The 24,631-nt window shown below is 65.6% G+C and carries 29 protein-coding genes; 21 read left to right on the top strand and 8 right to left on the bottom strand.

The features are described 5' to 3' along the window. The first annotated feature begins 85 nt into the window (after positions 1–85). From fdxA to RhoFasB10_RS01565, 5 genes are read left to right on the top strand one after another with little or no spacing between them, the layout of a single operon-like run. On the top strand, positions 86–409 hold the full coding sequence (gene fdxA / locus RhoFasB10_RS01585; RefSeq protein WP_068427977.1) for a ferredoxin: 324 nt from the start codon (positions 86–88) through the stop codon (positions 407–409). Between the two features lie 2 nt (positions 410–411). Beyond that, on the top strand, positions 412–1,515 hold the full coding sequence (dapC, locus tag RhoFasB10_RS01580; protein WP_167674806.1) for a succinyldiaminopimelate transaminase: 1,104 nt from the start codon (positions 412–414) through the stop codon (positions 1,513–1,515). 38 nt (positions 1,516–1,553) lie between these two features. After that, complete coding sequence (locus RhoFasB10_RS01575; RefSeq protein WP_167674804.1) at positions 1,554–2,171, top strand: LysE family translocator; 618 nt, start codon at positions 1,554–1,556, stop codon at positions 2,169–2,171. Between the two features lie 49 nt (positions 2,172–2,220). Next, positions 2,221–3,711, top strand: coding sequence for a SulP family inorganic anion transporter (locus RhoFasB10_RS01570; RefSeq protein ID WP_346764333.1), 1,491 nt, complete (start codon positions 2,221–2,223; stop codon positions 3,709–3,711). Positions 3,712–3,726: 15 nt separating this feature from the next. After that, the gene (locus RhoFasB10_RS01565) at positions 3,727–4,104 is read left to right on the top strand and encodes a MerR family transcriptional regulator (RefSeq protein WP_068429026.1); all 378 of its coding nucleotides are present in this window, start codon (positions 3,727–3,729) and stop codon (positions 4,102–4,104) included. Here RhoFasB10_RS01565 and RhoFasB10_RS01560 read toward each other — a convergent pair. After that, a complete protein-coding gene (locus RhoFasB10_RS01560; protein WP_167674802.1) occupies positions 4,076–4,462 on the bottom strand; it encodes a hypothetical protein in 387 nt (128 codons plus the stop codon). The genes RhoFasB10_RS01565 and RhoFasB10_RS01560 overlap by 29 nt on opposite strands. Before the next feature lie 2 nt (positions 4,463–4,464). Here RhoFasB10_RS01560 and RhoFasB10_RS01555 point away from each other — a divergent pair, with 2 nt between their 5' ends. After that, a complete protein-coding gene (locus RhoFasB10_RS01555; RefSeq protein ID WP_167674800.1) occupies positions 4,465–5,880 on the top strand; it encodes an acyl-CoA synthetase in 1,416 nt (471 codons plus the stop codon). A 70-nt stretch (positions 5,881–5,950) separates the two neighbouring features. On the opposite strand, the gene RhoFasB10_RS01550 is transcribed toward RhoFasB10_RS01555, so the two are convergent. After that, positions 5,951–6,544: a CHAP domain-containing protein gene (locus RhoFasB10_RS01550; RefSeq protein WP_167674798.1), complete on the bottom strand. Its 594-nt coding sequence runs from the start codon at positions 6,542–6,544 to the stop codon at positions 5,951–5,953. A gap of 62 nt (positions 6,545–6,606) precedes the next feature. On the opposite strand from RhoFasB10_RS01550, the gene RhoFasB10_RS01545 reads away from it, so the two are divergent. From RhoFasB10_RS01545 to RhoFasB10_RS01530, 4 genes are read left to right on the top strand one after another with little or no spacing between them, the layout of a single operon-like run. Next, entirely contained in the window at positions 6,607–7,644 is a 1,038-nt protein-coding gene (locus RhoFasB10_RS01545) for a MerR family transcriptional regulator (RefSeq protein WP_346764332.1), read from the top strand. A gap of 11 nt (positions 7,645–7,655) precedes the next feature. Then, positions 7,656–8,084 carry a PPOX class F420-dependent oxidoreductase gene (locus RhoFasB10_RS01540; RefSeq protein ID WP_068427990.1) on the top strand — a complete coding sequence of 143 codons (429 nt, stop codon included), beginning with the start codon at positions 7,656–7,658 and terminating at the stop codon, positions 8,082–8,084. A 2-nt stretch (positions 8,085–8,086) separates the two neighbouring features. After that, positions 8,087–8,509 carry a DUF1810 domain-containing protein gene (locus tag RhoFasB10_RS01535; RefSeq protein ID WP_068427993.1) on the top strand — a complete coding sequence of 141 codons (423 nt, stop codon included), beginning with the start codon at positions 8,087–8,089 and terminating at the stop codon, positions 8,507–8,509. An 11-nt stretch (positions 8,510–8,520) separates the two neighbouring features. Beyond that, positions 8,521–8,958, top strand: coding sequence for a 6,7-dimethyl-8-ribityllumazine synthase (locus RhoFasB10_RS01530; protein ID WP_167674796.1), 438 nt, complete (start codon positions 8,521–8,523; stop codon positions 8,956–8,958). On the opposite strand, the gene RhoFasB10_RS01525 is transcribed toward RhoFasB10_RS01530, so the two are convergent. The 4 genes from RhoFasB10_RS01525 to dapD all read right to left on the bottom strand — a co-directional run bounded on the left by RhoFasB10_RS01525 (position 8,955) and on the right by dapD (position 13,072). After that, positions 8,955–9,968: a GAF domain-containing protein gene (locus tag RhoFasB10_RS01525; protein WP_167674794.1), complete on the bottom strand. Its 1,014-nt coding sequence runs from the start codon at positions 9,966–9,968 to the stop codon at positions 8,955–8,957. The genes RhoFasB10_RS01530 and RhoFasB10_RS01525 overlap by 4 nt on opposite strands. Continuing rightward, positions 9,965–11,332, bottom strand: coding sequence for a cytochrome P450 (locus tag RhoFasB10_RS01520; protein ID WP_167674793.1), 1,368 nt, complete (start codon positions 11,330–11,332; stop codon positions 9,965–9,967). The genes RhoFasB10_RS01525 and RhoFasB10_RS01520 overlap by 4 nt, the downstream gene beginning before the upstream one ends. Then, positions 11,311–12,021 carry a hypothetical protein gene (locus RhoFasB10_RS01515; protein ID WP_167674791.1) on the bottom strand — a complete coding sequence of 237 codons (711 nt, stop codon included), beginning with the start codon at positions 12,019–12,021 and terminating at the stop codon, positions 11,311–11,313. The genes RhoFasB10_RS01520 and RhoFasB10_RS01515 overlap by 22 nt, the downstream gene beginning before the upstream one ends. 97 nt (positions 12,022–12,118) lie before the next feature. Next, complete coding sequence (dapD, locus tag RhoFasB10_RS01510) at positions 12,119–13,072, bottom strand: 2,3,4,5-tetrahydropyridine-2,6-dicarboxylate N-succinyltransferase (RefSeq protein ID WP_167674789.1); 954 nt, start codon at positions 13,070–13,072, stop codon at positions 12,119–12,121. A 39-nt stretch (positions 13,073–13,111) separates the two neighbouring features. Here dapD and dapE point away from each other — a divergent pair, with 39 nt between their 5' ends. The 10 genes from dapE (at position 13,112) to RhoFasB10_RS01460 (ending at position 21,240) form a co-directional block, all read left to right on the top strand. Further along, positions 13,112–14,209, top strand: a complete 1,098-nt coding sequence (gene dapE / locus RhoFasB10_RS01505) for a succinyl-diaminopimelate desuccinylase (protein WP_167674787.1) — start codon at positions 13,112–13,114, stop codon at positions 14,207–14,209. Positions 14,210–14,219: 10 nt separating this feature from the next. Next, on the top strand, positions 14,220–14,975 hold the full coding sequence (locus RhoFasB10_RS01500) for a TIGR00730 family Rossman fold protein (RefSeq protein WP_068428015.1): 756 nt from the start codon (positions 14,220–14,222) through the stop codon (positions 14,973–14,975). Continuing rightward, positions 14,972–15,541 (top strand): TIGR00730 family Rossman fold protein, encoded by a 570-nt coding sequence (locus RhoFasB10_RS01495; protein ID WP_114328440.1) that lies wholly within the window; start codon positions 14,972–14,974, stop codon positions 15,539–15,541. Before RhoFasB10_RS01500 ends, RhoFasB10_RS01495 begins: the two co-directional genes overlap by 4 nt. 36 nt (positions 15,542–15,577) lie before the next feature. Then, positions 15,578–17,344 (top strand): long-chain-acyl-CoA synthetase, encoded by a 1,767-nt coding sequence (locus tag RhoFasB10_RS01490; RefSeq protein ID WP_167674785.1) that lies wholly within the window; start codon positions 15,578–15,580, stop codon positions 17,342–17,344. An 18-nt stretch (positions 17,345–17,362) separates the two neighbouring features. Further along, positions 17,363–18,223 (top strand): dihydropteroate synthase, encoded by an 861-nt coding sequence (gene folP / locus RhoFasB10_RS01485; RefSeq protein ID WP_068428020.1) that lies wholly within the window; start codon positions 17,363–17,365, stop codon positions 18,221–18,223. Beyond that, positions 18,220–19,146 (top strand): glucosyl-3-phosphoglycerate synthase, encoded by a 927-nt coding sequence (locus tag RhoFasB10_RS01480; protein ID WP_068428022.1) that lies wholly within the window; start codon positions 18,220–18,222, stop codon positions 19,144–19,146. The genes folP and RhoFasB10_RS01480 overlap by 4 nt, the downstream gene beginning before the upstream one ends. A gap of 12 nt (positions 19,147–19,158) precedes the next feature. Then, on the top strand, positions 19,159–19,455 hold the full coding sequence (locus RhoFasB10_RS01475) for a DivIVA domain-containing protein (protein WP_167674783.1): 297 nt from the start codon (positions 19,159–19,161) through the stop codon (positions 19,453–19,455). After that, the gene (locus RhoFasB10_RS01470) at positions 19,452–20,060 is read left to right on the top strand and encodes a DNA-3-methyladenine glycosylase I (RefSeq protein ID WP_167674781.1); all 609 of its coding nucleotides are present in this window, start codon (positions 19,452–19,454) and stop codon (positions 20,058–20,060) included. Before RhoFasB10_RS01475 ends, RhoFasB10_RS01470 begins: the two co-directional genes overlap by 4 nt. 98 nt (positions 20,061–20,158) lie before the next feature. Beyond that, on the top strand, positions 20,159–20,326 hold the full coding sequence (locus RhoFasB10_RS01465) for a DUF3117 domain-containing protein (protein WP_068369835.1): 168 nt from the start codon (positions 20,159–20,161) through the stop codon (positions 20,324–20,326). Positions 20,327–20,400: 74 nt separating this feature from the next. Continuing rightward, a complete protein-coding gene (locus RhoFasB10_RS01460) occupies positions 20,401–21,240 on the top strand; it encodes a methyltransferase domain-containing protein (RefSeq protein ID WP_167674779.1) in 840 nt (279 codons plus the stop codon). Between the two features lie 13 nt (positions 21,241–21,253). On the opposite strand, the gene glgA is transcribed toward RhoFasB10_RS01460, so the two are convergent. Beyond that, on the bottom strand, positions 21,254–22,429 hold the full coding sequence (gene glgA / locus RhoFasB10_RS01455; protein ID WP_114328448.1) for a glycogen synthase: 1,176 nt from the start codon (positions 22,427–22,429) through the stop codon (positions 21,254–21,256). 76 nt (positions 22,430–22,505) lie between these two features. On the opposite strand from glgA, the gene glgC reads away from it, so the two are divergent. Further along, the gene (glgC, locus tag RhoFasB10_RS01450; RefSeq protein WP_068428040.1) at positions 22,506–23,720 is read left to right on the top strand and encodes a glucose-1-phosphate adenylyltransferase; all 1,215 of its coding nucleotides are present in this window, start codon (positions 22,506–22,508) and stop codon (positions 23,718–23,720) included. A 66-nt stretch (positions 23,721–23,786) separates the two neighbouring features. Here the strand turns inward: glgC and RhoFasB10_RS01445 are convergent, their stop codons facing one another. After that, a complete protein-coding gene (locus RhoFasB10_RS01445) occupies positions 23,787–24,419 on the bottom strand; it encodes an O-methyltransferase (protein ID WP_167674777.1) in 633 nt (210 codons plus the stop codon). Positions 24,420–24,631: the final 212 nt, after the last annotated feature.

The following is a 24,631-nucleotide window of genomic DNA, read 5'->3' as shown; positions in this document are numbered from 1 at the left end:
ATTTTTACGACGCGATACTAGGATATTCAGGGCGTTCGAGGTGCCACCTCGGCGTCGACCTATCGGAAAGGGAGGGAGAGCAGCAGTGACCTACTCGATTGCGGAACCGTGTGTCGATGTGCTCGACAAGGCGTGCATCGAAGAATGCCCGGTGGACTGCATCTACGAGGGTAACCGAATGCTGTACATCCACCCGGACGAGTGCGTCGATTGTGGTGCGTGCGAACCGGTTTGCCCCGTCGAGGCGATCTTCTACGAGGACGACGTGCCGGAGCAGTGGAGCGGATACGTCAGCGCGAACGTCGACTTCTTCGACGACCTGGGTTCGCCCGGCGGCGCGGCCAAGCTCGGCAAGGTCGACTACGATCCGCCGTTCATCAAGGCACTTCCTCCCATGGGTGAGCACTGACCTTGGCTCGTATATCGGTCGCTTCAGGCCTGCCCGACTTCCCGTGGGACTCTCTGACCGGCGCGAAGGAGAAGGCGCAGGCGCATCCCGACGGCATCGTCAACCTGTCCGTCGGCACGCCCGTCGACCCCGTCGCCCCGGTGATTCGCGACGCGTTGGCATCGGTGTCGGACGAGCCCGGATATCCGACCACCATCGGAACAGTCGAGCTACGTGAAGCGGCCGTTTCGGCGCTGCAGCGTCGGTACGGAGTGACCGGTCTGGACATCGAGGCGGTCCTGCCTGCGATCGGAACCAAGGAGATGATCGCTTGGTTGCCGTCGCTGCTCGGTCTCGGCGCCGACGATCTCGTCGTCATCCCGGAAGTCGCGTACCCGACGTACGAGGTCGGCGCCCTTCTGGCCGGCGCTCGCGTGACGCGCGCCGACGGCCTGAATCGACTCGGACCCGAGCGTGCGTCGCTCGTGTTCATCAATTCGCCGTCGAATCCGACCGGCAAGGTGCTCGGGATCGACCACCTACGCAAGGTCGTCGCATGGGCTCGTGAGCGCGACGCCGTCGTCGTGTCCGACGAGTGCTACCTCGGACTGACGTGGGAGGCCGAGGCCGTCTCGATCCTCGACCCGCGTGTGTGCGACGGCGACCACACCAATCTTCTTGCGGTGCACTCGCTTTCGAAGACCTCGAATCTGGCGAGTTACCGTGCCGGTTTCGTCGCGGGCGACCGGGTGCTCGTGAAGGACCTGCTCGAGGTCCGCAAGCACGCAGGCATGATCGTGCCCACTCCGATTCAGGCTGCGATGACTGCCGCGCTGACGGACGACGAGCACGAGAACCTGCAGCGTGAGCGCTACCGGGCACGTCGAAAGGAACTCCTCGACGCGGTCCGCGGCGCGGGCTTCACCGTCGACCATTCCGAAGCAGGCCTGTACCTGTGGGCGACGCGCGGCGAACCGTGCCGAGACACCGTCGATTGGTTCGCCGAGCGAGGCATCCTCGTCGCACCCGGCGAGTTCTACGGTCCGACCGGTGCTCGGCACGTCCGTATCGCGCTGACGGCTTCGGACGAACGCATCGGCGCCGCGGCTACGAGGCTGTCTATTTAGTTTGAACTTCGCCCTGCCTGGGTGCTTTCATTCTCCGCATGACTTTCAGCCTGTTGCTCGGCTTCGCCGGTGTGTGCTTTCTGCTGGCGATCCTGCCGGGACCGGACTCGTTCCTGGTGCTGAGGTACAGCATCGGCGGACTGAAGCCGGGAATCGCGGCTGCGATGGGCGTCTCGATCGGCGGTTTCCTGTGGGCTGCACTGGTAGCCGTGGGGCTCGCTGCGATCGTCGAGCAATCCGCGACGGTCTACCGCGTCATCAAGGTCCTCGGGGGTTTGTACCTGCTCTACCTGGGCGTTCGAGCTTTCATGGCGCGTCGGAAGAACAAGGCGGCGGGAGAGCCGCTGGTTCCCGTCGCCGCGTCGATGCGGTCCGCGTTCGGGGCAGGCGTGCTGTCGTGTGCCCTGAACCCGAAGGTCGGCCTCTTCTATCTCGCCGTCGTTCCGCAGTTCCTGACGGTCGTCACGTTCGGCGGTGCGATGACGCTGGGGCTCGTCGAGGTCGTCGTCGCGGCGCTGGTGATGGGTGTGTTCTCGATCGCGGCGTCGCGCGCGGTCGCATTGCTGCGCCGGCCCAAGGTCACCGACTGGCTCGACCGCATCAGTGCCGGAATCCTCGCGGCACTGGGCGTCGGGACGGTGGCGTCGTCGGTCTGACGTCGACCGCGTGAGACTCTACCCTCACGTGAGGGTAGAGTGGTGCCACGTGCCTCATGACGTGTCGACCACGCTGTCTGTTCTGTCCGCGTTGCGTTCCCCGAAAAGACTGAAGACCGAGGTTCTCGCCGGCCTCGTCGTCGCCTTGGCGTTGATTCCCGAAGCGATCTCGTTCTCGATCATCGCCGGCGTCGACCCGAGTGTCGGACTGTTCTCGGCTTTCACGATGGCCGTCACCATCGCGATCGTCGGCGGTCGCACCGCGATGATCTCTGCGGCAACGGGATCCGTCGCCCTCGTCATCGCGCCGATCGTTCCGCAGTACGGCCTCGACTACCTCGTCGCGACGGTTCTGCTCGGTGGGGCGATCCAGATCGCGTTGACCGCGTTCGGTGCCGTGAAGCTGATGCGGTTCATCCCGCGCAGCGTCATGGTCGGCTTCGTCAACGCACTCGCGATCCTCATCTTCATCGCCCAGATTCGCTATTTCGTGGACGTCTCGTGGCTGGTCTTCCCGATCGCTGCCGCCGCGATCGTCATCATGATCGTCCTTCCCCGGTTGACGACGGCAATTCCCGCGCCGCTCGTCGCCGTCGCCACCTTGACGCTCGTGACGATCGTCTTCGGTCTGCAGGTTCCGAACGTCGGTGACGAAGGCGAACTCCCGTCGTCGTTGCCGTCGCTGTTCATGCCCGACGTGCCGTGGAACATGGAGACACTGACGATCATCGCGCCGTTCGCGTTCGCGATGGCTCTCGTCGGACTTCTCGAATCACTGCTGACGGCCAAGCTCGTCGACGACGTCACCGACACCCCGTCGAACAAGACACGCGAAGGCGCGGGCCTCGGCATCGCCAACATCGTCACGGGAGCGTTCGGCGGGATGGGCGGCTGTGCGCTGATCGGTCAGACGATGATCAACACGAAGATCTCCGGCGCTCGCACCCGCATCTCGACGTTCCTGGCGGGAGCGTTCCTGTTGCTTCTGGTCGTCGTGTTCGGCGACGTGGTGGCGCGCATCCCGATGTCGGTACTCGGGGCCGTCATGATCATGGTCTGCTTCGCGACGTTCGACTGGCACTCCATCGCGCCGAAGACGTTGCGTCGCATGCCTCTCAGCGAGACGGCAGTCATGGTCGCGACGGTCGCGGTGACGGTGCTGACCGACAACCTGGCGTACGGCGTCATCGTCGGTGTCGTCGTTGCAATGATCCTGTTCGCGCGCCGCGTCGCGCATGTCACCGAGGTCGTCGAGCTGCCGGGACCCGACGCCGACACCCGCGTCTACGGCGTACGGGGCCAGCTCTTCTTCGCGTCGAGCAACGACTTGATCCACCAGTTCGACTACTCCGCCGACCCGTCGAACGTCGTCATCGACTTGACCGAAGCGAACGTCTGGGACGCGTCGACCGTTGCTACCCTCGACGCCGTGACGACCAAGTACGCCCGAGCAGGAAAGGCCGTCTCCATCGTGGGACTGCACGGACCGAGCAAAGAACGCCACGAGCGTCTGACAGGCCGACTGGGTGGGGAAGGCTGAGCGGTGCCGGATCTCATGCAGATCGGTGAAATCGCCGAGCGCACCGGGCTGTCGATCCGCACGCTGCGTCACTACGACGACGTCGGCCTCGTACCGCCGTCGGAACGCAGCGCGGGTGGATTTAGGCTGTACACCGAGGTCGACCTCACGCGGCTCATCGTCATTCGCCGAATGAAGCCTCTGGAATTCACGCTCGACGAGATGCGTCGACTGCTGGACTCGCTCGACGTCATCGCAGCAGGCGGCGACGGCGTCGCCGAGGCGGAAGCGTTCGTCGACGAATGCCACGCCAAAGCCCAGGCGGCGTGCGAGAACCTGCGCCGAAAGCTGTCGTACGCCGAGGAATTGACCGAGCTGCTCGGCGCTACCCGACGTCCCAACCCCCGCGCCTGATACGCAGGATGTAGACGAGCTCGTTACTGCCGAACGCCTCGACCGTCGTGAAACGCTTCGCTTCGACGTTCGAGTTCGGGTTACGAGCGTGCTGTTCCTCGTAGATCTGCGTCGCACGGAGATCGGCGAGTTCGACCCGAGTCCAGAAGTCGTCCGACTGGACCGAGTACACGAGACGAGGTGCACTGTCGGTGGTGCGATCGATCTCGTCGTCGTCCTCGTCGTCGTCGAGTTCTTCGTCGGTGTCCTCGTCCTCACCGACGTCCGTGCCGATCAGATACACGCCGGGCCGCAGCTCTCCAGCGAGGACCGTCAGGTATTCGGCGTAATCGCCGGTGTCGATTCCGTCGGCATCCATGTATGTACGGTAACCATGTGCTGCTTCGTTCATTGAATCCACTCGCCGTCGCGCGCGGGGAGGACATTCCCGACGCCGTCACCATCGACGGCGTCTCGCTGTCGCGTGGTGACATCCTCGGTGCTGCGACGTCGGTTGCCGAGCGCGTAGCGCAGGCCGAACGCCTTGCCGTACTGGCGACTCCGTCCGTGAAGACCGTGCTGGCTGTCGTCGGATGTCTCATCGCGGGAGTGACCGTCGTACCGGTTCCGCCGGACGCGGGACCTGCCGAACGCGAGCACATTCTCCGTGATTCGGGCGCCCAGGCGTGGCTGGGCGAGGCGCCCGACGACACGGCCGGTCTGCAGGTTCTCCCGGTGCGACAGCATGCGCGGTCGTGGCACAGTTACCCGGATCCGCACCCGTCGTCGATCGCCTTCGTTCTCTACACCTCGGGTACGACGGGACCGCCGAAGGGCGTGTTGCTGTCGCGCGACGCCATCGCCGCAGGCCTCGATGCGCTCGCCGAGGCGTGGCAGTGGACGTGGAAAGACACACTCGTGCACGGACTTCCGTTGTTCCACGTGCACGGGCTGATCCTCGGGTTGCTCGGTCCGTTGCGTGTGGGCAGCCCGGTTGTTCACACCGGCAAGCCGACGCCGTCGCTGTACGCAGCCGCGAAGGGGACTCTGTACTTCGGCGTCCCGACGGTGTGGTCGCGCGTCGCGGCGGATCCCGACTCCGCGCGGGCGCTGGCGGACGCACGACTGCTGGTGTCGGGAAGCGCCCCGCTGCCGGTGCCGGTGTTCGAGAAGATTCGCTCGTTGACCGGCCACGCGCCGGTCGAACGGTACGGGATGAGCGAAACGCTGATCACGCTGTCGACGCGGTTCGACGGCGAGCGACGCCCGGGATCGGTGGGATTGCCGGTGAACGGCGTCGAGACACGCTTGACGGCGGAGGACGGCTCTGTCGTGCCGCACGACGGGGAGTCCATCGGCGCGCTGCAGGTGCGTGGACCCATGCTATTCGACGGCTACCTGAACAACCCGGACGCGACGGCCGAGTCCTTCACCGAGGACGGCTGGTTCGACACCGGTGACGTCGCCGTGATCGAACCCGACGGCTTCCATCGCATCGTCGGACGCGCATCGACCGACCTGATCAAGTCCGGCGGATATCGCGTCGGCGCAGGCGAAATCGAGACGGTTCTTCTGGGGCACGCGTCGGTCGACGAGGTCGCGGTGGTGGGTGTGCCCGACGACGATCTCGGTCAGCGGATCGTCGCGTTCGTCGTCGGAAGTGGCGTTGACGAGCAGGAACTGATCGATCTGGTGGCGTCGGAACTGTCGATCCACAAGCGGCCCAGGGAGGTTCGGGTCGTGGATTCCCTGCCGCGAAACGTAATGGGCAAGGTGCAGAAGAAGCTGTTGGGCTAGCTGTTTGCCGATGAATTATTCGTTTGCGCACCAGAATCGGTCGGCAAATGAACAATCGATGCGCAATCGGTCAGTTCGCTAGGCGACCGAACCCGACGATCGCGGAATCGGATCGGACGTCGACGGTGTGCACACGAATCTTGCCGAGTTCGTTGCCGCCGACCGTCGTCGCGGTGTCTCCGTCGACGGCCACGACGATGTTGGTGTGCTGCCCGACCCAGCTGCTGTTGTCGTAGAGGACGACGTCACCGACGTTGGGGGAGTAGCCCTTCGGCTCGAATGTGCCCTGCGCTTGAAAGTACTCGGTGAGCGTGTACACGCCGGGGATACGCCAGCTACCGGAGTTCGGATTGCTGAGCGGCTGTCCTGCCTCGCGCATGATCCAGCTGACGAAGTTGGCGCACCACGCTTCTTCGACGCCATCCGAATAGAACGTGCCCGGTCGTTGCTGCTCGTGCTCGGACCGAAGAAGCTCGACGACGGTTGCCTGCTGCGGCGTCAGGGTCGACGCATCGATCTCGGGAAACGGCGTCGTGTCCCAGGGGAGGTATCGGCTCGGCGCGAACCACAGGACACCTGCGGCGATCACGACCACGACAGCCACGATGCCCGCGAGCCGGCCGGCGGTGCTGCGTCGGTTGCGGGGCGGTGTCGTGGTGGTCATGAGACGAATGTACCGGGAGGTCTCTTGACTCTCGACCTACCCGAAGGCCCAGGATGATTCGTGTGACCGACACCGAACTGATGACCATCGGAGTATTCGCACGTACCACCGGACTGACACCGGGAGCGTTGCGCTTCTACGCGGACTCGGGAGTGTTGACCCCCGCCGAGGTCGACGAATTCTCCGGATACCGGTACTACGCCGCGGCGCAGATCGACCACGCCGTGACCATTCGACAGTTGCGCGACATCGGGATGCCACTCGACGCCGTCGCCGATGTGCTGTCCGGGAATCCCGCCGCGATCGACCGACACGTGGCTCGGCTCGGCGACGATGCGCGACGGGCCGGCCGAACCGCCGCGGCACTACACAGAACTTTCGCGATCGAGAACGAGGAGCGCTTCATGATCACTGTCAACGGACCTGTCTTCGCGAACGCCGTCGAGCAGGTGATCACCGCGACGACTCACGACCCCGAAGCCCCGGTGCTGTCGGGTGTATTCCTCGAAATCGACTCGGCGACAATGACATTGACTGCGACGGATCGCTACCGCCTCTCGACGCGGACCATGCCCGTCCAGTCGAGCCGACAGTGGACGGGTGTCCTGGACGGGGCCGATCTCCGCGCTGCCCTGCCGTTCGTGCGACGCACTCATCGGGTGCACATCGAGATAAGGTCGTCCGCGGTCGACTTCATGGCCGACGGCGGGGACGCCCAGCCCTGCCGCGTTCTCGCCGAGCAGTTTCCCGACTACCGAGCCATGCTCGACGGCTTGCCCGACGCCACGGCACGGGTCGTCGTCTCACGGACAGCGCTTCTCCGTGGGCTGGAAGAACAACCGAACGAGTACGTGAATCTCGTTGTGGCGGAGAACAGCATCGAGCTCGGAGGCCTCGAGCTGCCGGCAGCCGTCACCGGGTCGCAGTGTGTACTGGCCTTCGGGGTGACGACGCTGTATCCGGCGGTGGCGTCGGGACTCGGACCCGATGTCATGCTCGACATCATCGGCGAGGCCATGCCGGTTCTGGTGCGGTCCGCCGACGACGGGGACCTGCTGACTTCGGCCATGCCTGTCGAACCCAGCCTCGTCGGCGGCTAGCGTGGGGACGTATGGACGACATCGAGAACCTGTTCACCGAGACGAACCTCGCTGCGCTGTCGACGATCAAGCGGGACGGGCGCCCACAGATCTCGAACATCACCTACCACTACGACGCCGACGCGCGGCAGTTCGCGATCTCGATCACCGACGGGCGGGCGAAGACGAAGAACATTCGACGCGACCCTCGGGTCAGCCTGTACGTCAACGCCGAGCAGGGTGCGGCGTACGGCGTCGCCGAAGGTACCGCGCGGTTGTCGGCGGTGGCGACGGAACCGGACGACGACGCCGTCGAACAGCTCATCGCGCTGTACCGCAAGGTTCAGGGTGAGCACCCCGACTGGGACGACTACCGGGCCGCGATGGTCGCCGACAAGCGACTCGTCCTGTATGTCGACGTCGAGAAGTTCTACGGCTGGATCATGCCGGGGGAGCGGTAGACATGACCGAGTACGACTTCCAGAAGTTCGTCGACGCTCAGGACCCGGTGTGGCGTGATGTCCGCGCCGAACTGAAAGCGGGTCGCAAGGTGTCGCATTGGATGTGGTTCGTGTTCCCGCAGTTGGCGGGGCTGGGGTCGAGTCCGACGGCACAGCACTTCGCCATCGCGGACATGACCGAGGCCCAGTTGTATCTGGAGCACGACGTCCTCGGTTCACGACTGTTGGAGGCGTCGAATCTGGTCCGGAAGGTTCAAGGCAAGACCGTCGACGAAATCTTCGGTTACCCCGACAACCTGAAGCTGCATTCGTCGATCACGTTGTTCGCGGCCGCGGGACCGGACGTCGAGGTGTTCGCTCATGTTCTCGAGAAGTATTTCGACGGCAGGCCGGACGAGCGAACTCTCGATCTGCTCGGCGACTAGCATCGACGTCCATGACGACCGAACAGTCTGGAACCGTTGCCTTCGTCCAAGCCACGTGGCACAAGGAGCTCGTCGACCGCGCCCGTGAGGGGTTCGTCGCCGAATTCGGATCCAACGTGGACACCTTCGAGGTGCCGGGGGCGTTCGAAATTCCGCTGCACGCGCAGCGGCTGGCGCGCACCGGACGCTACTCGGCCATCGTCGCCGCGGCGTTGGTGGTCGACGGCGGTATCTACCGTCACGAGTTCGTCGAAACAGCTGTCATCGACGGACTCATGAGAGTGCAGCTGGACACCGACGTGCCGGTGTTCTCCGTCGTCCTGACGCCGCATCACTTCCACGAGCATGCCGATCACATCGAGTTCTTCTCGAATCACCTGGAGAAGAAGGGCGCCGAAGCAGCGCGTGCCGTCGTCCGCACCCTGGACTCTCTGAAGTCGATCGGCTAGTCCAGGTACATGTCGACCACGGCGAGGTGACGTCCCAGGTCTCCGGGGTACGACGAGATGCGCATGTGCGTCGGGATCCAGGGTGCGTGGCCCGGGCTGCCCTTGGTTCGCACGACGATCTGTTCGTGCCCACCGCCCTGCACCCGCTCGTGTGCCGACGCGATGATGTGCCGATCGTCGGCGTGGAACACGTCGAAGCCCGACGACACGTCACGCCACTGCACCCAGGGCGCCGGGTTCTCGCACAGCCACATCGTCAGCAGGCTTCGTTCCGGGACGAGCAACGCGGGGTAGATGCCGAGCGCTTCCATGCCGCGTTGCCGGGCGAGCACGTCGAGCAGCGGCTTGTCCGGTTCGACGGAGTCGGTGACGTCGTGCCACAGAACGCGCGCGCCGACCTCGCCCGGTTCCAGGCACGCGCGGGCATGACAGTGCCAGCGCATGATGCGGCCGTCGGCGTGCAGCACGCTGAACGAGCCTTCCCAGGTACCGCCCGCGGTCGGAGCGAGGCACAGGGTGAACAAGCCCGCGGTGTCGTCGAACCGTATCGACTTCGCGTAGTACTCGGCCGGCGTCCGCTCGGGCACGTGCGCGTCGGGTTCGACGCCCGACATCATCGACGCCTCCAGAGTCTGCGCGATGACGCCTTTCTCCAGCAGCCAGCTGACTCCCGACGTGATGCGCGGTGGGCCCGGCTCGACGTCCGACGGACCCATCCACAGTTGCAGCGCATGGACCGCGCCGGTCGGGCCGAGAACCGGGTGCGTCAGCAGGCGAAATGCCGTCGACCCGCCGCCTCGCGTGCGCACATCGACCACTTCCTCGTAGCGCGAACGAGATTCGAGCGCACGCTTCAGGAACGGTGCGACGCCGATCTTCGAATCGGGAGCGAGTCGTTGCAGGGATACGGCGTCGGCGAAACGTCTCGGGCTCCCACCCTTGGCGACGACGTTCATCTCACCGGGGACGAGCGTTTCGATCAGAATCCACTCGGGACGTGACGTGCTCACCGCTGCCGCACCTTCATGCGCATGTTCTGCGGTTTGAGCGTCAACGATTCCTGGATGTCCAGCTCGTAGCCGTCGTCGAGTTCGAAGTCGAACGACTGCGCGAGTCGTGCGAGCGTCAGCACCGATTCGTGCAGGGCGAACTGACGTCCGATGCAGCCGCGCATTCCGGTTCCGAACGGCTTGTACGCGTGGGCCGGGCGGGATTTCGCGCGAGCCGACGAGAAGCGATCCGGGTCGAAGACGTCCGCATCCGGACCCCAGACCGGATCCCGATGCAGCCCGAGCGTCAGTACGAATGCCCACTCGCCGGCCTTCATGGGGTACTTCCCGTCCGCCAACGACGTGTCCTGACGCGCCTTGCGGAAATAACCGGGAGCCGACGGCCAGAGCCTCAGGGTCTCGTCGACGACGCTGCGGATGTAGCGCAGCTTCGAGATGTCCTCGTAGGCCACCGAGTCCGCTGCGTTGTCGGCCTCCTCCCGCACCCTGGCTGCGACGTCGGGGTGCGTCGCCAGGAAGTACAGCGCGAATGCCAGTGTGCCCGCAGTGGTTTCGTTTCCGGCGACGAGGAACGTCAGAACCTGGTGACGGATGTTCACACGGTCCAGCAGTTCTCCGGTCTCGGGATCGGGTGTGTGCAGCATGAGGTCGAGCAGGTCGTCGTGACGAGTGTCGTTGTCCAGCAACCGTTTCTCGATGACGTCGTCGACCACGCCGTGCACGTACTCGATGTCGCGCTCGTTCTGCAGTCGGGACTTCTTGTCGAACAGCCGAGTGAGGGGGAGGTCGTTCGACGTTCGATTCACCTGTCCGAGAATGCGAACGATGGCGGCGACGAACGCGTCGTCGTCACGCTCGAAGGAATCGAAACTGTAGCCGAATCCGGCGCGGGCCATGTTCTCGAGCGTCAGCTTGTTCAGATCCGCGGTGACGTCGACGAACCGGTCGGAACGCGCCCGCCAATGCTCGACGAGTTCACCGGCCACGTCCTGCATGACGTGGTGATATCGCCGCATCGCGTCGCGGCTGAAACCCGGCATCAGAACTCGATGTGCCGCACCCCAATTGGGCTCGGAGTTGAACGCGGTGAACAAGCCGTCACCGCCCAGCGCGCGTAGCTTCCGATGCGGGAGTGCGAGGAACTTCGTGAACCGTGACTCGTCGTTGAGCTCGGCGACCAGGTCGGCGCCACTGACCACGACGAGCCGGTGCGAGAGGATCTTACGTTCGAATATCGGACCCAGCTCCGACGCCATCTTCAGTTCGCGCTGGGTCGGTTTCGCCGCGTCGATGCTGAGAATGTCACCGAGCACCGGTAGTCGGAAGCGGGGCTTGGGTATATTCACGCCGACATTGTGCCCCACGCGGACCGAATGTTCGACGCGAGAATCCGCTCGTAGGCACGCGCTGTGGCCGGTGACAGATCGGCTGCGGTGACGGTCGACCCGGACGCGAGATGTGGGTCGAACGGGACTTCGAGGACGTCGAACACGCTGTCCAGGCCGCGCCGCACGTCGTCGATTCCGACCACGCTCGGGCCCGGGTCGCACTGCGACACCACGACGGTGGTGCGGCGCAGCGCTTTCGCTCCTGCCGCCAGTCGAATCGTGTGCAGAGCCGTTCTGGACCGTCGAACGGCATCGGGACGAGCCGGGACGACGAGCACCAACGCCGCCCACGGTTGGCTGCGGAGGGGGCTTGCGCTGTCGCGTTCGAAACCGCGGTGCCCGAAGTCGTAGACCGCCGCATCGGCGGTGCAGCTCAGATACCAGTCGAGCCGGCCGAAGTCGGGGTCGTCGGCGTCCGGCCAAGCCCGTCCCAGCACCTGAGCCCCGGTGCTGGTGACGGACAGGTCCACATCGGTGTACCCCGACTCGACGGTCGCCGCCGTGACGGCGTGGTCCGCGGCGCGATCGACGAGATCGCCGCCACCGACCGTGGCGTCGACGGCCACGACCGAATTACCTTGCAGGGACAGTGCATTGGCCAGACCGACCGACGTCGTCGTGGTTCCGGCCCCGCCGCAGGACCCGAGCACCAACATCACACTCATTGCGCGCCTCTTCGACAGCTACGGTGCAACATCCGGGCCGAGCGTCAAGCCGCGGGAAGCTTCCAGGCGGAAGCGCCGGGTCAGTATATGTCCGGTTTCAGTCGTTCGCGTGCAGGGCAGCGTTCAGTTCGACGCCCGTACCCTTCCACGGCACGACCTCGACGGCACCGGACACCGAGTTCCGACGGAACAGCAGGTTGCTCTTCTCGGTCAGCGTCGCGGCCTTGACGACGGTGCCGTCCGGACCGGTGACCTTCGTGCCCGCCGTGATGTAGAGGCCGGCTTCGACGACACAGTCGTCACCGAGGGAGATGCCGAGGCCGCTGTTGGCGCCGAGCAGGCAGCTCTTGCCGACCGAGATGACGTTCTTGCCGCCACCGGACAACGTGCCCATGATGGATGCGCCACCACCGACGTCGGAACCGTCGCCGACGACGACGCCCGCGGAGATACGGCCCTCGACCATCGAGCTACCCAGCGTGCCGGCGTTGAAGTTGACGAAGCCCTCGTGCATGACGGTCGTTCCGCTGGCGAGGTGCGCGCCGAGGCGGACGCGGTCGGCGTCGGCGATTCGGACCCCGGTGGGAACGACGTAGTCGACGAGACGCGGGAACTTGTCGACGCCGTAGACGGTGACGGGTCCGCGTGCACGCAGCTTCGCGCGCACGGTCTCGAAGCCGTCGACCGCGGCCGGCCCGTGGTTGGTCCAGACGACGTTGGCGAGGAAGCCGAACTGTCCGTCGAGGTTAACCCCGTGCGGCTGGACCAGGCGGTGCGAGAGAAGGTGCAGACGCAGGTAGACGTCGTGCGCGTCGACGGGTGCGTCGTCGACGGACGCGATGGTGGTGCGGACTGCGACGACGTCGACGCCGCGCGCGGTGTCCGGTCCGACCAGGTCGGCGAACTCGGCCGGAATGTCGGATCCTTCGAGGCGGACGGTGCCCGTTTCGCCGAATTCACCGAGCTCGGGGCTCGGGTACCAGGTGTCGAGGACGACGCCACCGGTGGTGATGTTGGCAATGCCGATTGCAGATGCTCCCTGTGCGCTCACGGGAAACAAGGATACGGCCCCGGCATTTAAGGTGGACGGATGAGTTCGCACCCCGCGTTGGATCTGCACGCCGACCCGATCGACCTGACCGCCGCACTCGTCGACATTCCGAGCGTCTCGCAGGACGAATCGATCATCGCCGACGCGGTCGAGGCGGCTCTGCGGGCGCAGACCACCGGTTTCGAGATCGTCCGCAGCGGATACGCAGTGCTGGCACGGACCGATCGCGGGCTGCCCAGCCGCGTCATGCTGGCCGGTCACCTCGACACGGTGCCCATCGCGGACAACGTGCCGAGCACACGTGAGCGGGACAGCGCCGAGGGCGACGTCATCCACGGCTGCGGAACGGTCGACATGAAGTCGGGCGACGCGGTGTTCCTTCATCTCGCCGCGACGATCGACGACCCCGCGCACGACCTCACGCTCGTCTTCTACGACTGCGAGGAGATCGCGGCGTCGTACAACGGGCTCGGGCGCATCGAGCGCGAGATGCCCGAATGGCTGCAGGCGGACGTCGCGATTCTCGGTGAGCCGACGGGCGGATTCATCGAAGCCGGGTGTCAGGGAACTCTGCGTATCCGGTTGTCGGCGAGCGGAACTCGGGCGCACAGTGCACGATCCTGGTTGGGCGACAATGCCATTCACAAGTTCGGTGCCGTTCTCAATCGCCTCGCGTCGTATCAGGCGCGCGAGGTCGACATCGACGGATGCGTCTATCGCGAGGGGCTGCAGGCGGTCCGGATCTCCGGTGGTGTCGCGGGCAACGTGGTGCCCGACGCGGCCGAACTCGACGTCAACTTCCGATTTGCGCCCGACCGTAGCGTCGACCAAGCGATCGAGCACGTGCGCGAGGTCGTAGAGGGTGTGGATCTGGGATTCGAGGTCACCGACGCGTCGGCGGGTGCGTTGCCCGGTCTCGGCGCGCCAGCCGCCGCGGCGTTGATCGACGCTGCGGGAGGCCAGTTCCGGGCCAAGTACGGATGGACCGACGTGTCCCGGTTCTCGGCACTGGGCATCCCCGCGGTCAACTACGGACCGGGCGACCCCAACCTCGCGCACAAACGCGACGAGCGCGTTCCCGTCGAGCAGATCACACACGTCGCGACCGTCCTCCGGAGCTATCTGACGTCCCGTTAGCCTGGACGCCATGGAACCGGAACCGACCACGCACAAGGGGCCCGTCGTACTGCGTCGCAGGCGCAACACCGAGACGTCGACGTCGGATCAGCGTCTGCTCGACCAGCGTGGGACGGGAGCCTGGATCCACACCGACACCTGGCGCGTCCTGCGGATCCAGAGCGAGTTCGTCGAGGGCTTCGAGGCGCTGGCCGAGGTGCCGAAGGCGGTCACCGTGTTCGGGTCCGCCCGGACGCCGCGCGAGCATCCGGAGTACGAGCGTGCGCGGGCTCTCGGATCCGCGCTCGCCGAAGCCGGGTTCGCGATCGTCACCGGTGGCGGTCCCGGCGTCATGGAAGGCGCGAACCGCGGCGCGAGCGCAGCGAAGGGCTATTCGATCGGCCTCGGCATCGAGCTGCCGTTCGAGCAGGGTCTCAACGAGTGGGTCGACCTGGGCATCAACTTCCGCTACTTCTTCGTGCGCAAGACGATGTTCGTCAAGTACTCGCAGGCCTTCGTTTGTCTCCCAGGCGGTTTCGGAACACTCGACGAACTGTTCGAGGCGCTGACGCTCGTCCAGACGGGCAAGGTCACACGTTTCCCGATCATCCTGCTCGGCACGGACTTCTGGTCCGGGCTGCTCGACTGGATCAAGAACACCCTCGTCACCGAGGGCAAGGTGTCACCCGGCGACGTCGACCTGATTCATTGCACCGACAGTGTCGACGAGGCCGTGCGCATCGTCATCGAATCCCAGAAGGACGCAACGACAGGGGAGAGCTGGTGAACGGCGAGGCGCTCCGGGTGTGCGTCTACTGCGCATCGGGGCCGGTCGAGCAGAAGTTCATCGACCTCGCGCGCGAGCTCGGTACCGAGATCGGCCGTCGTGGTTGGCAGCTGGTGTCCGGGGGCGGAAACGTGTCCATGATGGGCGCGGTTGCCGAATCCGCCCGTGCGGCAGGCGCTTTCACGCTCGGTGTCATTCCGAAGGCGCTCGTGCATCGCGAGGTGGCCGACGTCGACGCCGACGAACTGGTCGTCACGGACACGATGCGCGAACGCAAGAAGGTCATGGAAGATCGCGCCGACGCGTTCATCACGCTGCCCGGGGGTATCGGGACGCTGGAGGAGTTGTTCGAAACCTGGACCGCCGGGTACCTGGGTATGCACGACAAACCGGTCGTGCTGCTCGATCCGGGCGATCACTACGCCGGGTTGCTGGCGTGGATCGACGGCCTGTCCACCACCGGCTTCGTCCAGCAGAGGGCGTTGGACGCGCTGATCAGGACGACGTCGGTGACGGAAGCGCTCGACGCCTGTGCGTCGGCCCGTCCAGAGGTTACTCTGGAGTAGGGTAAGAAAGATCACAACGTCATAAAAGGGGAGTCAATGGCTGTCGACGCTCGTCAGAAGATCGGTGTCACCGACCTCGCGATCGCATTGCCGAAGATGGTGACGGAGGTCCCGAGTCTGTTGAGGGGGCTCGCCGGTTTCACACGCAAGCCCACCCACAAGGCATCGATCGGCCAGGTCTTCCAGGATGTCGCAGCGAAGCGCGGCAGCCACCCCTTCGTACGTTTCGAGGGCGAGTCGACGTCGTACGCCGACGCCAACGCGCTCGTCAATCGCTACGCGCACGTGTTCGCCGATCGAGGCGTCGGGCGCGGTGACGTCGTCGGCATCCTCAGCAAGAACCGTCCCGAGGCGCTGTTCGCCGCGCTGGCAGCCGTCAAACTGGGCGCGACTGCGGGAATGCTCAACTACAACCAACGCGGCGACGTCCTCGAGCACAGCCTCGGGATTCTCGAATCGAAGGTCCTCGTACTCGACGAGAACGCACAGGAAGCGCTCGACTCGCTCGACTCTCCGCCGGACGTGCTGCCTCTGGAAGAACTCACCGAACTCGCGAAGAACGCCTCGGACCGGAACCCTCCGGTGACGGCCGAGATCCAGGCGAAGGAGAAGGCGTTCTACATCTTCACCTCCGGCACCACGGGCATGCCCAAGGCCAGCCTGATGAGTCACTTCCGCTGGCTCAAGTCGATGTCCGGTCTGGGCAACATGGGTGTCCGGCTACGCGGCGACGACGTCATCTACTGCTGCCTGCCGCTCTATCACAACAATGCGCTGACGGTGACGCTGTCGTCGGTGCTCGCGGGCGGCGCGACGATGGCGATCGGACGGCAGTTCTCCGTCAGCAACTTCTGGGACGACGTCGAGGCCAACAACGCCACGGCCTTCACCTACATCGGCGAGCTGTGCCGGTACCTGCTGACGCAGCCGAAGAAGTCCACGGATCGCGACAACACGGTCAAGCTCGTCGTCGGAAACGGTCTGCGGCCGGAGATCTGGGAAGAGTTCACCGACCGATTCGGCATCGAGCGCGTCGCCGAGTTCTACGGTGCCAGCGAGTGCAACATCGCGTTCGTCAACGCGCTCAACATGAAGAAGACCGCGGGGGTCTGCCCGCTGCCGTATGCCGTCGTCGAGTACGACGACGAGAGCGGTAAGGCCAAGCGCGGCAGCAACGGCAAGCTGAAGCGCGTCGGGACCGGCGAGGTCGGGCTGCTGCTGTCCAAGGTCACCGACCGGGCGCCGTTCGACGGCTACTCCGACGACGAAGCGTCCGAGAAGAAGCTCGTGCGCGACGGCTTCAAGGACGGCGATACGTGGTTCGACACCGGTGACCTCGTGCGTAAGCAGGGGTGGTTGCACGTCGCGTTCGTCGACCGCCTCGGTGACACCTTCCGATGGAAGGGTGAGAACGTCGCGACGACGCAGGTCGAAGGTGCCCTCGGCACGCACAAGGCGGTCGACGGTGCCGTCGTCTACGGCGTCGACATCGACGGTGCCGACGGCAAGGCGGGTATGGCTGCGGTGACGCTGCGCGACGGCGAGACGTTCGACGGCAAGGCCGTGGCCCAGCATCTGTACGACAAGCTCCCGAGCTACGCGGTACCGCTGTTCGTGCGGGTCGTCGATACCTTGGAGCAGACCTCGACGTTCAAGAGCCAGAAGGTCGCGCTGCGCAAGCTCGGTTACGGCGACGACCCGGACAGCGAGCTGTACGTACTGCGAGGTAAGTCCGGCGGTTACGACAAGGCGTACGACGGCTACGTCGACGAGGTTGCAGCAGGCAAGGCGCCGAAAGGTTAGCGTGCCAGACTTGGCATCATGAGCACACTCTGCGGCAAGCCGGTGGCCGACGATCGCGCGTTGGTCATGGCCATCGTCAACCGCACCCCCGACTCGTTCTACGACCAGGGCGCCAACTTCACCGACGACGCCGCGATGGCGTCGGTGCATCGTGCGGTCGCAGAGGGTGCCGACATGATCGACGTCGGCGGCGTCAAGGCGGGACCGGGAACGGTCGTCGACGCGGCCGAGGAGATCAGGCGCGTCGTGCCGTTCGTCGAAGCGATTCGCGACGAGTATCCGGACCTGCTCGTCAGCGTCGACACGTGGCGCAGCGAGGTCGCACGGCTCGCCTGTGCGGCAGGTGCGGACATGATCAACGACACGTGGGCAGGGGCCGATCCCGACCTCGTCGGGGTGGCCGCGTCGGAAGGCGTCGGCATCGTCTGCTCGCACACGGGCGGTGCCGAACCGCGGACCAGGCCGCACCGCGTCCGCTACACCGATGTCGTCGCGGACGTCGTCGCCGAGGTGACCGCGGCGGCCGAGAAAGCCGTCGCAGCCGGCGTCGCGAAGGACGCGATCCTGATCGATCCGACCCACGATTTCGGAAAAAACACGTTCCACGGGCTCGAGTTGTTGCGTCGATTGGACGTTCTTGTAAACACCGGATGGCCAGTGCTCATGGCGCTGAGCAACAAGGATTTCATCGGGGAGACTCTGGGTGTAGAACTCGTCGACCGGTTGGAGGGAACATTGGCAGCGACAGCATGGGCCGCAGCAGGCGGCGCTCGAATGTTCCGGGTGCACGAGGTTGCGTCGACCAGAAGAGTCGTCGACATGGTGGCGGCGATCCAGGGAACGAGAAGTCCCGTACGAACCGTCAGGGGGCTCGCATGACCCTTGCCGAACCGACGTCGGTGACGACGGCGTGGAACGACACGAACAGCTGGGACGAACCCTCCTGGTCGCTCGCCGAACTCGAAGCGGCCAAAGCAGGACGGACCGTCTCGGTCGTACTGCCTGCGCTGAACGAGGAGGAGACGGTCGCGGCCGTCGTCGACACCATCCATCCGCTTCTGGGCGGACTCGTCGACGAGCTGATCGTCCTCGACTCCGGATCCACCGATGCCACCGCCGAACGTGCGACGGCCGCGGGCGCACGCGTCATCAGCCGCGAGGAAGCCATCCCCGGGCTCGACCCGGTGAAGGGAAAAGGCGAGGTTCTGTGGCGTTCCGTCGCAGCGTCGACGGGCGACATCATCGCGTTCGTCGACTCCGACCTCATCAATCCCGATCCGGCGTTCGTGCCGAAACTCCTCGGGCCGTTGCTCACGGGCGACGGGATCCATCTCGTGAAGGGCTACTACCGACGGCCGCTGCGGACGAGCGGCTCCGAGGACGCCAACGGCGGTGGCCGCGTCACCGAACTCGTCGCGCGACCGCTGCTGGCCGCGCTGCGACCGGAACTGACGGGCGTGATCCAGCCGCTCGGCGGCGAATACGCGGGCACCCGCGAACTGTTGTCCGCGGTGCCGTTCGCACCGGGTTACGGCGTCGAGATCGGTTTGCTGCTCGACACGTACGACCGGCTCGGTTTGAATGCGATCGGCCAGGTCAATCTCGGCGTGCGCAAACACCGTAATCGGCCACTCGTCGAACTGGGGGCGATGAGCCGTCAGATCGTCGGCACGATGCTCGGCCGGTGCGGAATGGTCGATTCCGGTGCCGGGTTGATGCAGTTCCGCGCCGAGGGCGACTCGTTCGTTCCCTTCTCGACCGAGGTGTCGTTGACGGACAGGCCTCCCATCAACACGCTGTGAGAACATCGAGCAATGCTGACGCTCCTGCTCTACGTCGTCATCATTGCCGTGATCGCAGCCGTGCTCTTCTTCGTGGCCAGTGCTGTGTTCGGACGTGGTGAGGAACTCGCACCGCTCCCCGAGGGCACGACGGCGACGGTGCTTCCCGCCGAGGACGTCACCGGCGACGACGTCCGGGCGCTGAAGTTCCAGCAGACGCTGCGCGGCTACAAGCCGAGCGAAGTCGACTGGGCGCTCGACCGATTGAGCGCCGAGATCGACCGGCTGCGGTCCGAGCTCGCTGCCGTCGTGGAATCGAGTGACGAATGACGGCCGTCGCCGGGCCCGACGGGAAGCTTCGTTGCCCGTGGGGCGCCGGGTCCGACGCGTTGTACCGCGACTACCACGACGACGAGTGGGGCAAGCCGGTCCACGGCACGAGCGCGCTGTACGAGCGTCTGTGTCTGGAAGCGTTCCAGTCCGGACTGTCGTGGATCACAATTCTGCGGAAGCGCGAGGCTTTTCGATCCGCGTTCGCCGGATTCGATCCCGAGAAGGTCGCGACGTTCGGTGCCGACGACGTCGAACGGCTCATGGGCGACGCCGGAATCGTGCGCAATCGGGCGAAGATCGAGGCGGCCGTCGTCAACGCGCGCGTCGTGCTCGACCTGGAGGGAACGGACCTGGACACGCTGCTGTGGTCGTTCGCGCCGCAGCCCCGGGCGCAGCGACTCGACCACGTGACCGATGTGCCAGCGGTGACCGAGGAGTCGACCGCGATGGCGAAGGAACTCAAACGCCGGGGGCTGAGATTCTTCGGTCCGACCACGGCGTATGCGTTGATGCAGGCCACCGGAATGGTGGACGATCACCTGTCCGGCTGTTGGGTGAAGCCCACTAATACCGACTCCAGTTCCCGGTACGGGCCGCGATAGGGAAGAATAGGCGGCAAGAACCTTTCCCGCCACGAGGCGGGAACATCTTTACAGGCCGACGCGCATGCAGTGTGGCGCAGATGTGGAGGGAGCAGAGGATGGCGGCGATGAAGCCCCGGACCGGGGACGGTCCCCTCGAAGCAACCAAAGAAGGACGGGGGATCGTGATGAGGGTGCCGCTCGAGGGCGGTGGACGTCTCGTCGTCGAACTCACCCCGGACGAGGCTGCGGCATTGGGAGAAGAACTGAAGGGCGTCACCGGTTAACTTCTCGTCTGTTTCTGCGCCAAGCCCCGCTCGCCGATCAGGCGGGCGGGGCTTCGTGATGTGCTGGAGGCTTCGTGCTCGCTGATGTGATCGACCTGTTGATCTGCCCGCTGTGCGGATCCGACCTCGACTTCGGTGACGACGACAAGTTCCTGCTGTGCGACCGCGGGCACACGTTCGACGTCGCACGTCAGGGGTACGTCAGCCTGCAGTCCGGCGGCGCAGGGAAGATCACCGGTGACTCCGCCGACATGATCGCCGCACGCGCGGATTTCCTCGACGCGGGTCATTTCGCGCCGATCGCGGACGCGGTTTCCCAGGCCGTCGGATCCGTCGGATCCGTCGGCACGGTCCTCGAGGTCGGTGCAGGGACGGGGCACTACCTCGCCGCCGTTCTCGACGCAGCCGACGGCGCGCGGGGCATCGGTGTCGACGTGTCCAAGGCAGCGGCGAGACGCGTCGCACGCGCGCACCCGAGACTCGGATCGATCGTCGCCGACGTGTGGCAGGGCCTGCCCGTGCGTGACGGGTCCATCGACGCTGTCACGTGTGTCTTCTCGCCGCGCAACGCGTCCGAGCTACGACGTGTCCTCGCACCCGAGGGGATCCTCGTCGTCGTCACGCCCACGGAACGACATCAACGCGAACTCACGGCCACCGTCGGTCTCATCGGCGTCGACGAGGACAAGGCCCGCAGACTCGGTGATTCGCTCGCGGGCAGATTCGAGGCAGTCGAACGCGACGTCGTCGAATACGCGGTGCAGTTGGATCACGACGCCGTCGAGGCCTTCGTCGCGATGGGCCCGTCCGCCCGCCACACCACCCCGGCGGCGCGACGGGCGTCCATCGAGTCGATGCCCGAGCCCGTCCACGTCACCGTGTCGGTGACGGTCGGAACCTACCGGGCCGTCTGACCCCGAGGGCTCGCTAACCGCGTCGGGCCAGAGCTGCCTGATAGACCTCGACGGTCTGCTGCGCGATGGCAGCCCAGGAGAATTCGGCGACGGCCCGCTCACGGCCCGCCTTGCCCATCGCGGTCGCGGTCGCCGGGTCGAGAGCGACCTCGTTGACCGTCGTCGCCAGGGCCCGCTCGAACGCCTGCGGTTCGTACGAGTTGTAGTGCACCAGTCTGCCGGTGACACCGTCGTTCACGACCTCGGGAATGCCGCCGACATCGGACGCGACGACGGCCGTCTCCGCCGCCATCGCTTCGAGATTCACGATGCCGAGCGGCTCGTACACCGACGGGCACACGAAAACGTCTGCTGCCGAGAGGATTTCACGGATCTTCTCGGTGGGGAGCATGTCGCGGACCCAGAACACGCCGGATCGTTTCGCGGCCAGTTCCGCTACCGCGCGCTCGGTCTCGGCCGCGATCTCGGGAGTGTCGGGCGCGCCCGCGCACAGTACGAGCTGGATCGAGGGGTCGAAGTCGTGGGCTGCGGCGACGAGATGTCCGACGCCCTTCTGGCGGGTGATGCGCCCGACGAACGCGACCATCGGCCGGGTCGGATCCACGCCGATGGCCTCCAGCGCGGAGTCCTGTGGATCGGCGGCAGGGCCTGCGTGCCAGCGCTCGGTGTCGATTCCGTTGCGCACCACGTGAACTCGGCTGGGATCGAGGCGCGGGTACGCGTCGAGCACGTCCTTGGCCATGCCCTCGCTGACGGCGATGACGGCGTCGGCGTACTCGACCGCGTTCTTCTCCGACCACGACGAGATTCTGTAGCCGCCGCCGAGTTGTTCGGCCTTCCACGGGCGTCGCGGCTCGAGCGAGTGGGCCGTCAGAATGTGTGGGACGCCGTAGAGTTCGGCGGCGAGGTGCCCGGCGAGACCGGAATACCAGGTGTGTGAATGCACGACGTCGGCGCCCGCGGCCGCATTCGCCATCCGCAGCTCGGCCGACAGCGTCGTGAGCGCCGGATTGGCGCCGGCGAGTGCCGGGTCGGGGTCGTGCACCTGCGCGGTGTCACGCGGCGCGCCCATGCAGTGGATGTCCACCTCGCACAGGGCTTTCAGCTGTGCCGACAGCTCGGTCACATGAACACCTGCCCCGCCGTAGACCTCAGGCGGATATTCCCTCGTCATCATTGCCACGCGCACACCGCTAAACCTACATTCCCGCCGCGACACGCGTGTACTGCTAGCAAGGTTCACCCGGTGCGGATAGGTTGGCAATGTGAGGACACAACCGCACGTACTAGGGATCGTGCTTGCAGGCGGTGAGGGTAAGCGGCTTTACCCGATGACCGCGGATCGAGCCAAGCCGGCCGTCCCGTTCGGCGGCGCATATCGACTGATCGACTTCGTTCTGAGCAATCTCGTCAACGCCGGTTACCTCCGGCTCTGCGTGCTGACCCAGTACAAGTCTCACTCGCTGGACCGGCACATCTCGCAGACCTGGCGCCTGTCCGGGTTCGCGGGGGAGTACATCACTCCCGTGCCTGCCCAGCAGCGACTCGGTCCGCGCTGGTACACGGGAAGCGCAGACGCGATCTTCCAGTCTCTGAATCTCGTCTACGACGAAGACCCCGAATACATCGTGGTGTTCGGCGCCGACCACGTCTACCGCATGGACCCGGAACAGATGGTGCAGCAGCACATCGAGTCGGGAGCGGGCGTCACCGTCGCCGGAATTCGCGTTCCGCGCAGTGAGGCGTTCGCGTTCGGCTGCATCGACAGCGACAGCAGCGGCAAGATCACCCAGTTCCTGGAGAAGCCGGCGCACCCACCCGGCACGCCCGACGACCCCAACATGACGTTCGCGTCGATGGGCAACTACGTGTTCACGACGAAAGTGCTCGTCGACGCCATCAAAGCCGACTCGGAGAACTCCGATTCCGACCACGACATGGGCGGCGACATCATCCCCGCGCTCGTCGAGGCAGGTGTCGCGTCGGTGTACGACTTCAACGACAACGTCGTCCCCGGCGCCACCGAACGCGACCGCGGCTACTGGCGCGACGTCGGAACCATCGACGCCTTCTACGACGCGCACATGGATCTGGTGTCCGTGCACCCGATCTTCAACCTGTACAACCGCCGCTGGCCCATCCGCGGTGCCGCCGAGAACCTCCCGCCCGCCAAGTTCGTGCAGGGCGGGCTCGCGCAGGAATCCGTCGTCGGCGCGGGATGCATCCTGTCGGCCGCGACCGTGCGCAATTCGGTCCTGTCGTCGAACGTCATGATCGACAGCGGCGCCACCGTCGAAGGCAGCGTGCTGATGCCCGGTGTGAAGATCGGCAAGGGCGCCGTCGTCCGACGCGCGATCCTCGACAAGAACGTCGTCGTCGGCGACGGGGAGATCATCGGCGTCGACATCGAGCGCGACAAGGAGCGCTTCAACGTCTCCGCAGGTGGCGTCGTGTCCGTCGGCAAGGGCGTGTGGATCTAGGCGCCTGCGGCGCAGCCGCCTAGCTGCGCGAAGCCCTGGGAGTGGAGCCTGCGGAACGACCCGATGTCAGCTGCGCGAAGCGCAAATGAGCCCGTCGCCGAGGGGGAGCAGCACAGTCGTGAGTCGCTCGTCCTCGGCGATCGCTCGTGCGGCGGCCCGCACGGCCACGGTCGTCGCGTCGCGCTGAGCGCCGTCGGCGACGCGTCCGTTCAGAAGTGCGTTGTGCAGCACCAGGACTCCTCCCGGGCGCAGTAGCCGGACGCTCTCCTGCACGAAATGGAGTTGGTCGACGGGACTCGCGTCGATGAAGACGAGGTCGTACGCGTTGTCGGCGAGCCGCGGCAGGACGTCGAGTGCCCAGCCGTTGATCAAGCGTGTACGTGACGGTGCGATCCCACCTGCGCGGAACGCTTCGCGCGCGGCGCGCTGGTGTTCGGGTTCGGTGTCGATGGTGGTCAGAACGCCGTCCTCGCGCATGCCGTCGAGCAGCCAGAGGCCGGAGATGCCGGCGCCCGTGCCGATCTCGACGACGGTCTTGGCGCTCAACATCTGGGTGAAGATGCTCAGGATCGCTCCGACGGACGGTGCGACGGGTGCGGCTCCCAATTCCTCGGCCCGTTCTCGGGCTGCGACGAGTACCTCGTCCTCCTGAACGGAATCCTCGGCATAGGCAAGAAGCTTCTCGGCGTTTGTCGGCACATTTCGAGGTTAGCGTGACCAGGGACGGAACCGGTGGAGTGACCCGGCGTACCAGGCCCCAGGTTTCTCAGCGGCGCCTCAGGTTATTCATACGACTCCCACACCCCGGTGGGAGAAGCTACTCGTGATCGCTTGATCGAGAAGACCGACAACGGGAACAAATGCGACGGCGCCGAGAGTTGAACGCGGCAGGAGCAGGACCCCCGACTTAG

It is taken from the genome of Rhodococcus sp. B10, assembly GCF_011770055.1.
GTDB classification, from domain to species: Bacteria; Actinomycetota; Actinomycetes; order Mycobacteriales; family Mycobacteriaceae; genus Rhodococcoides; species Rhodococcoides kyotonensis_B.
Note: the sequence above shows the minus strand (reverse complement) of the source record. Positions and strands in the feature narration are given on the sequence as shown.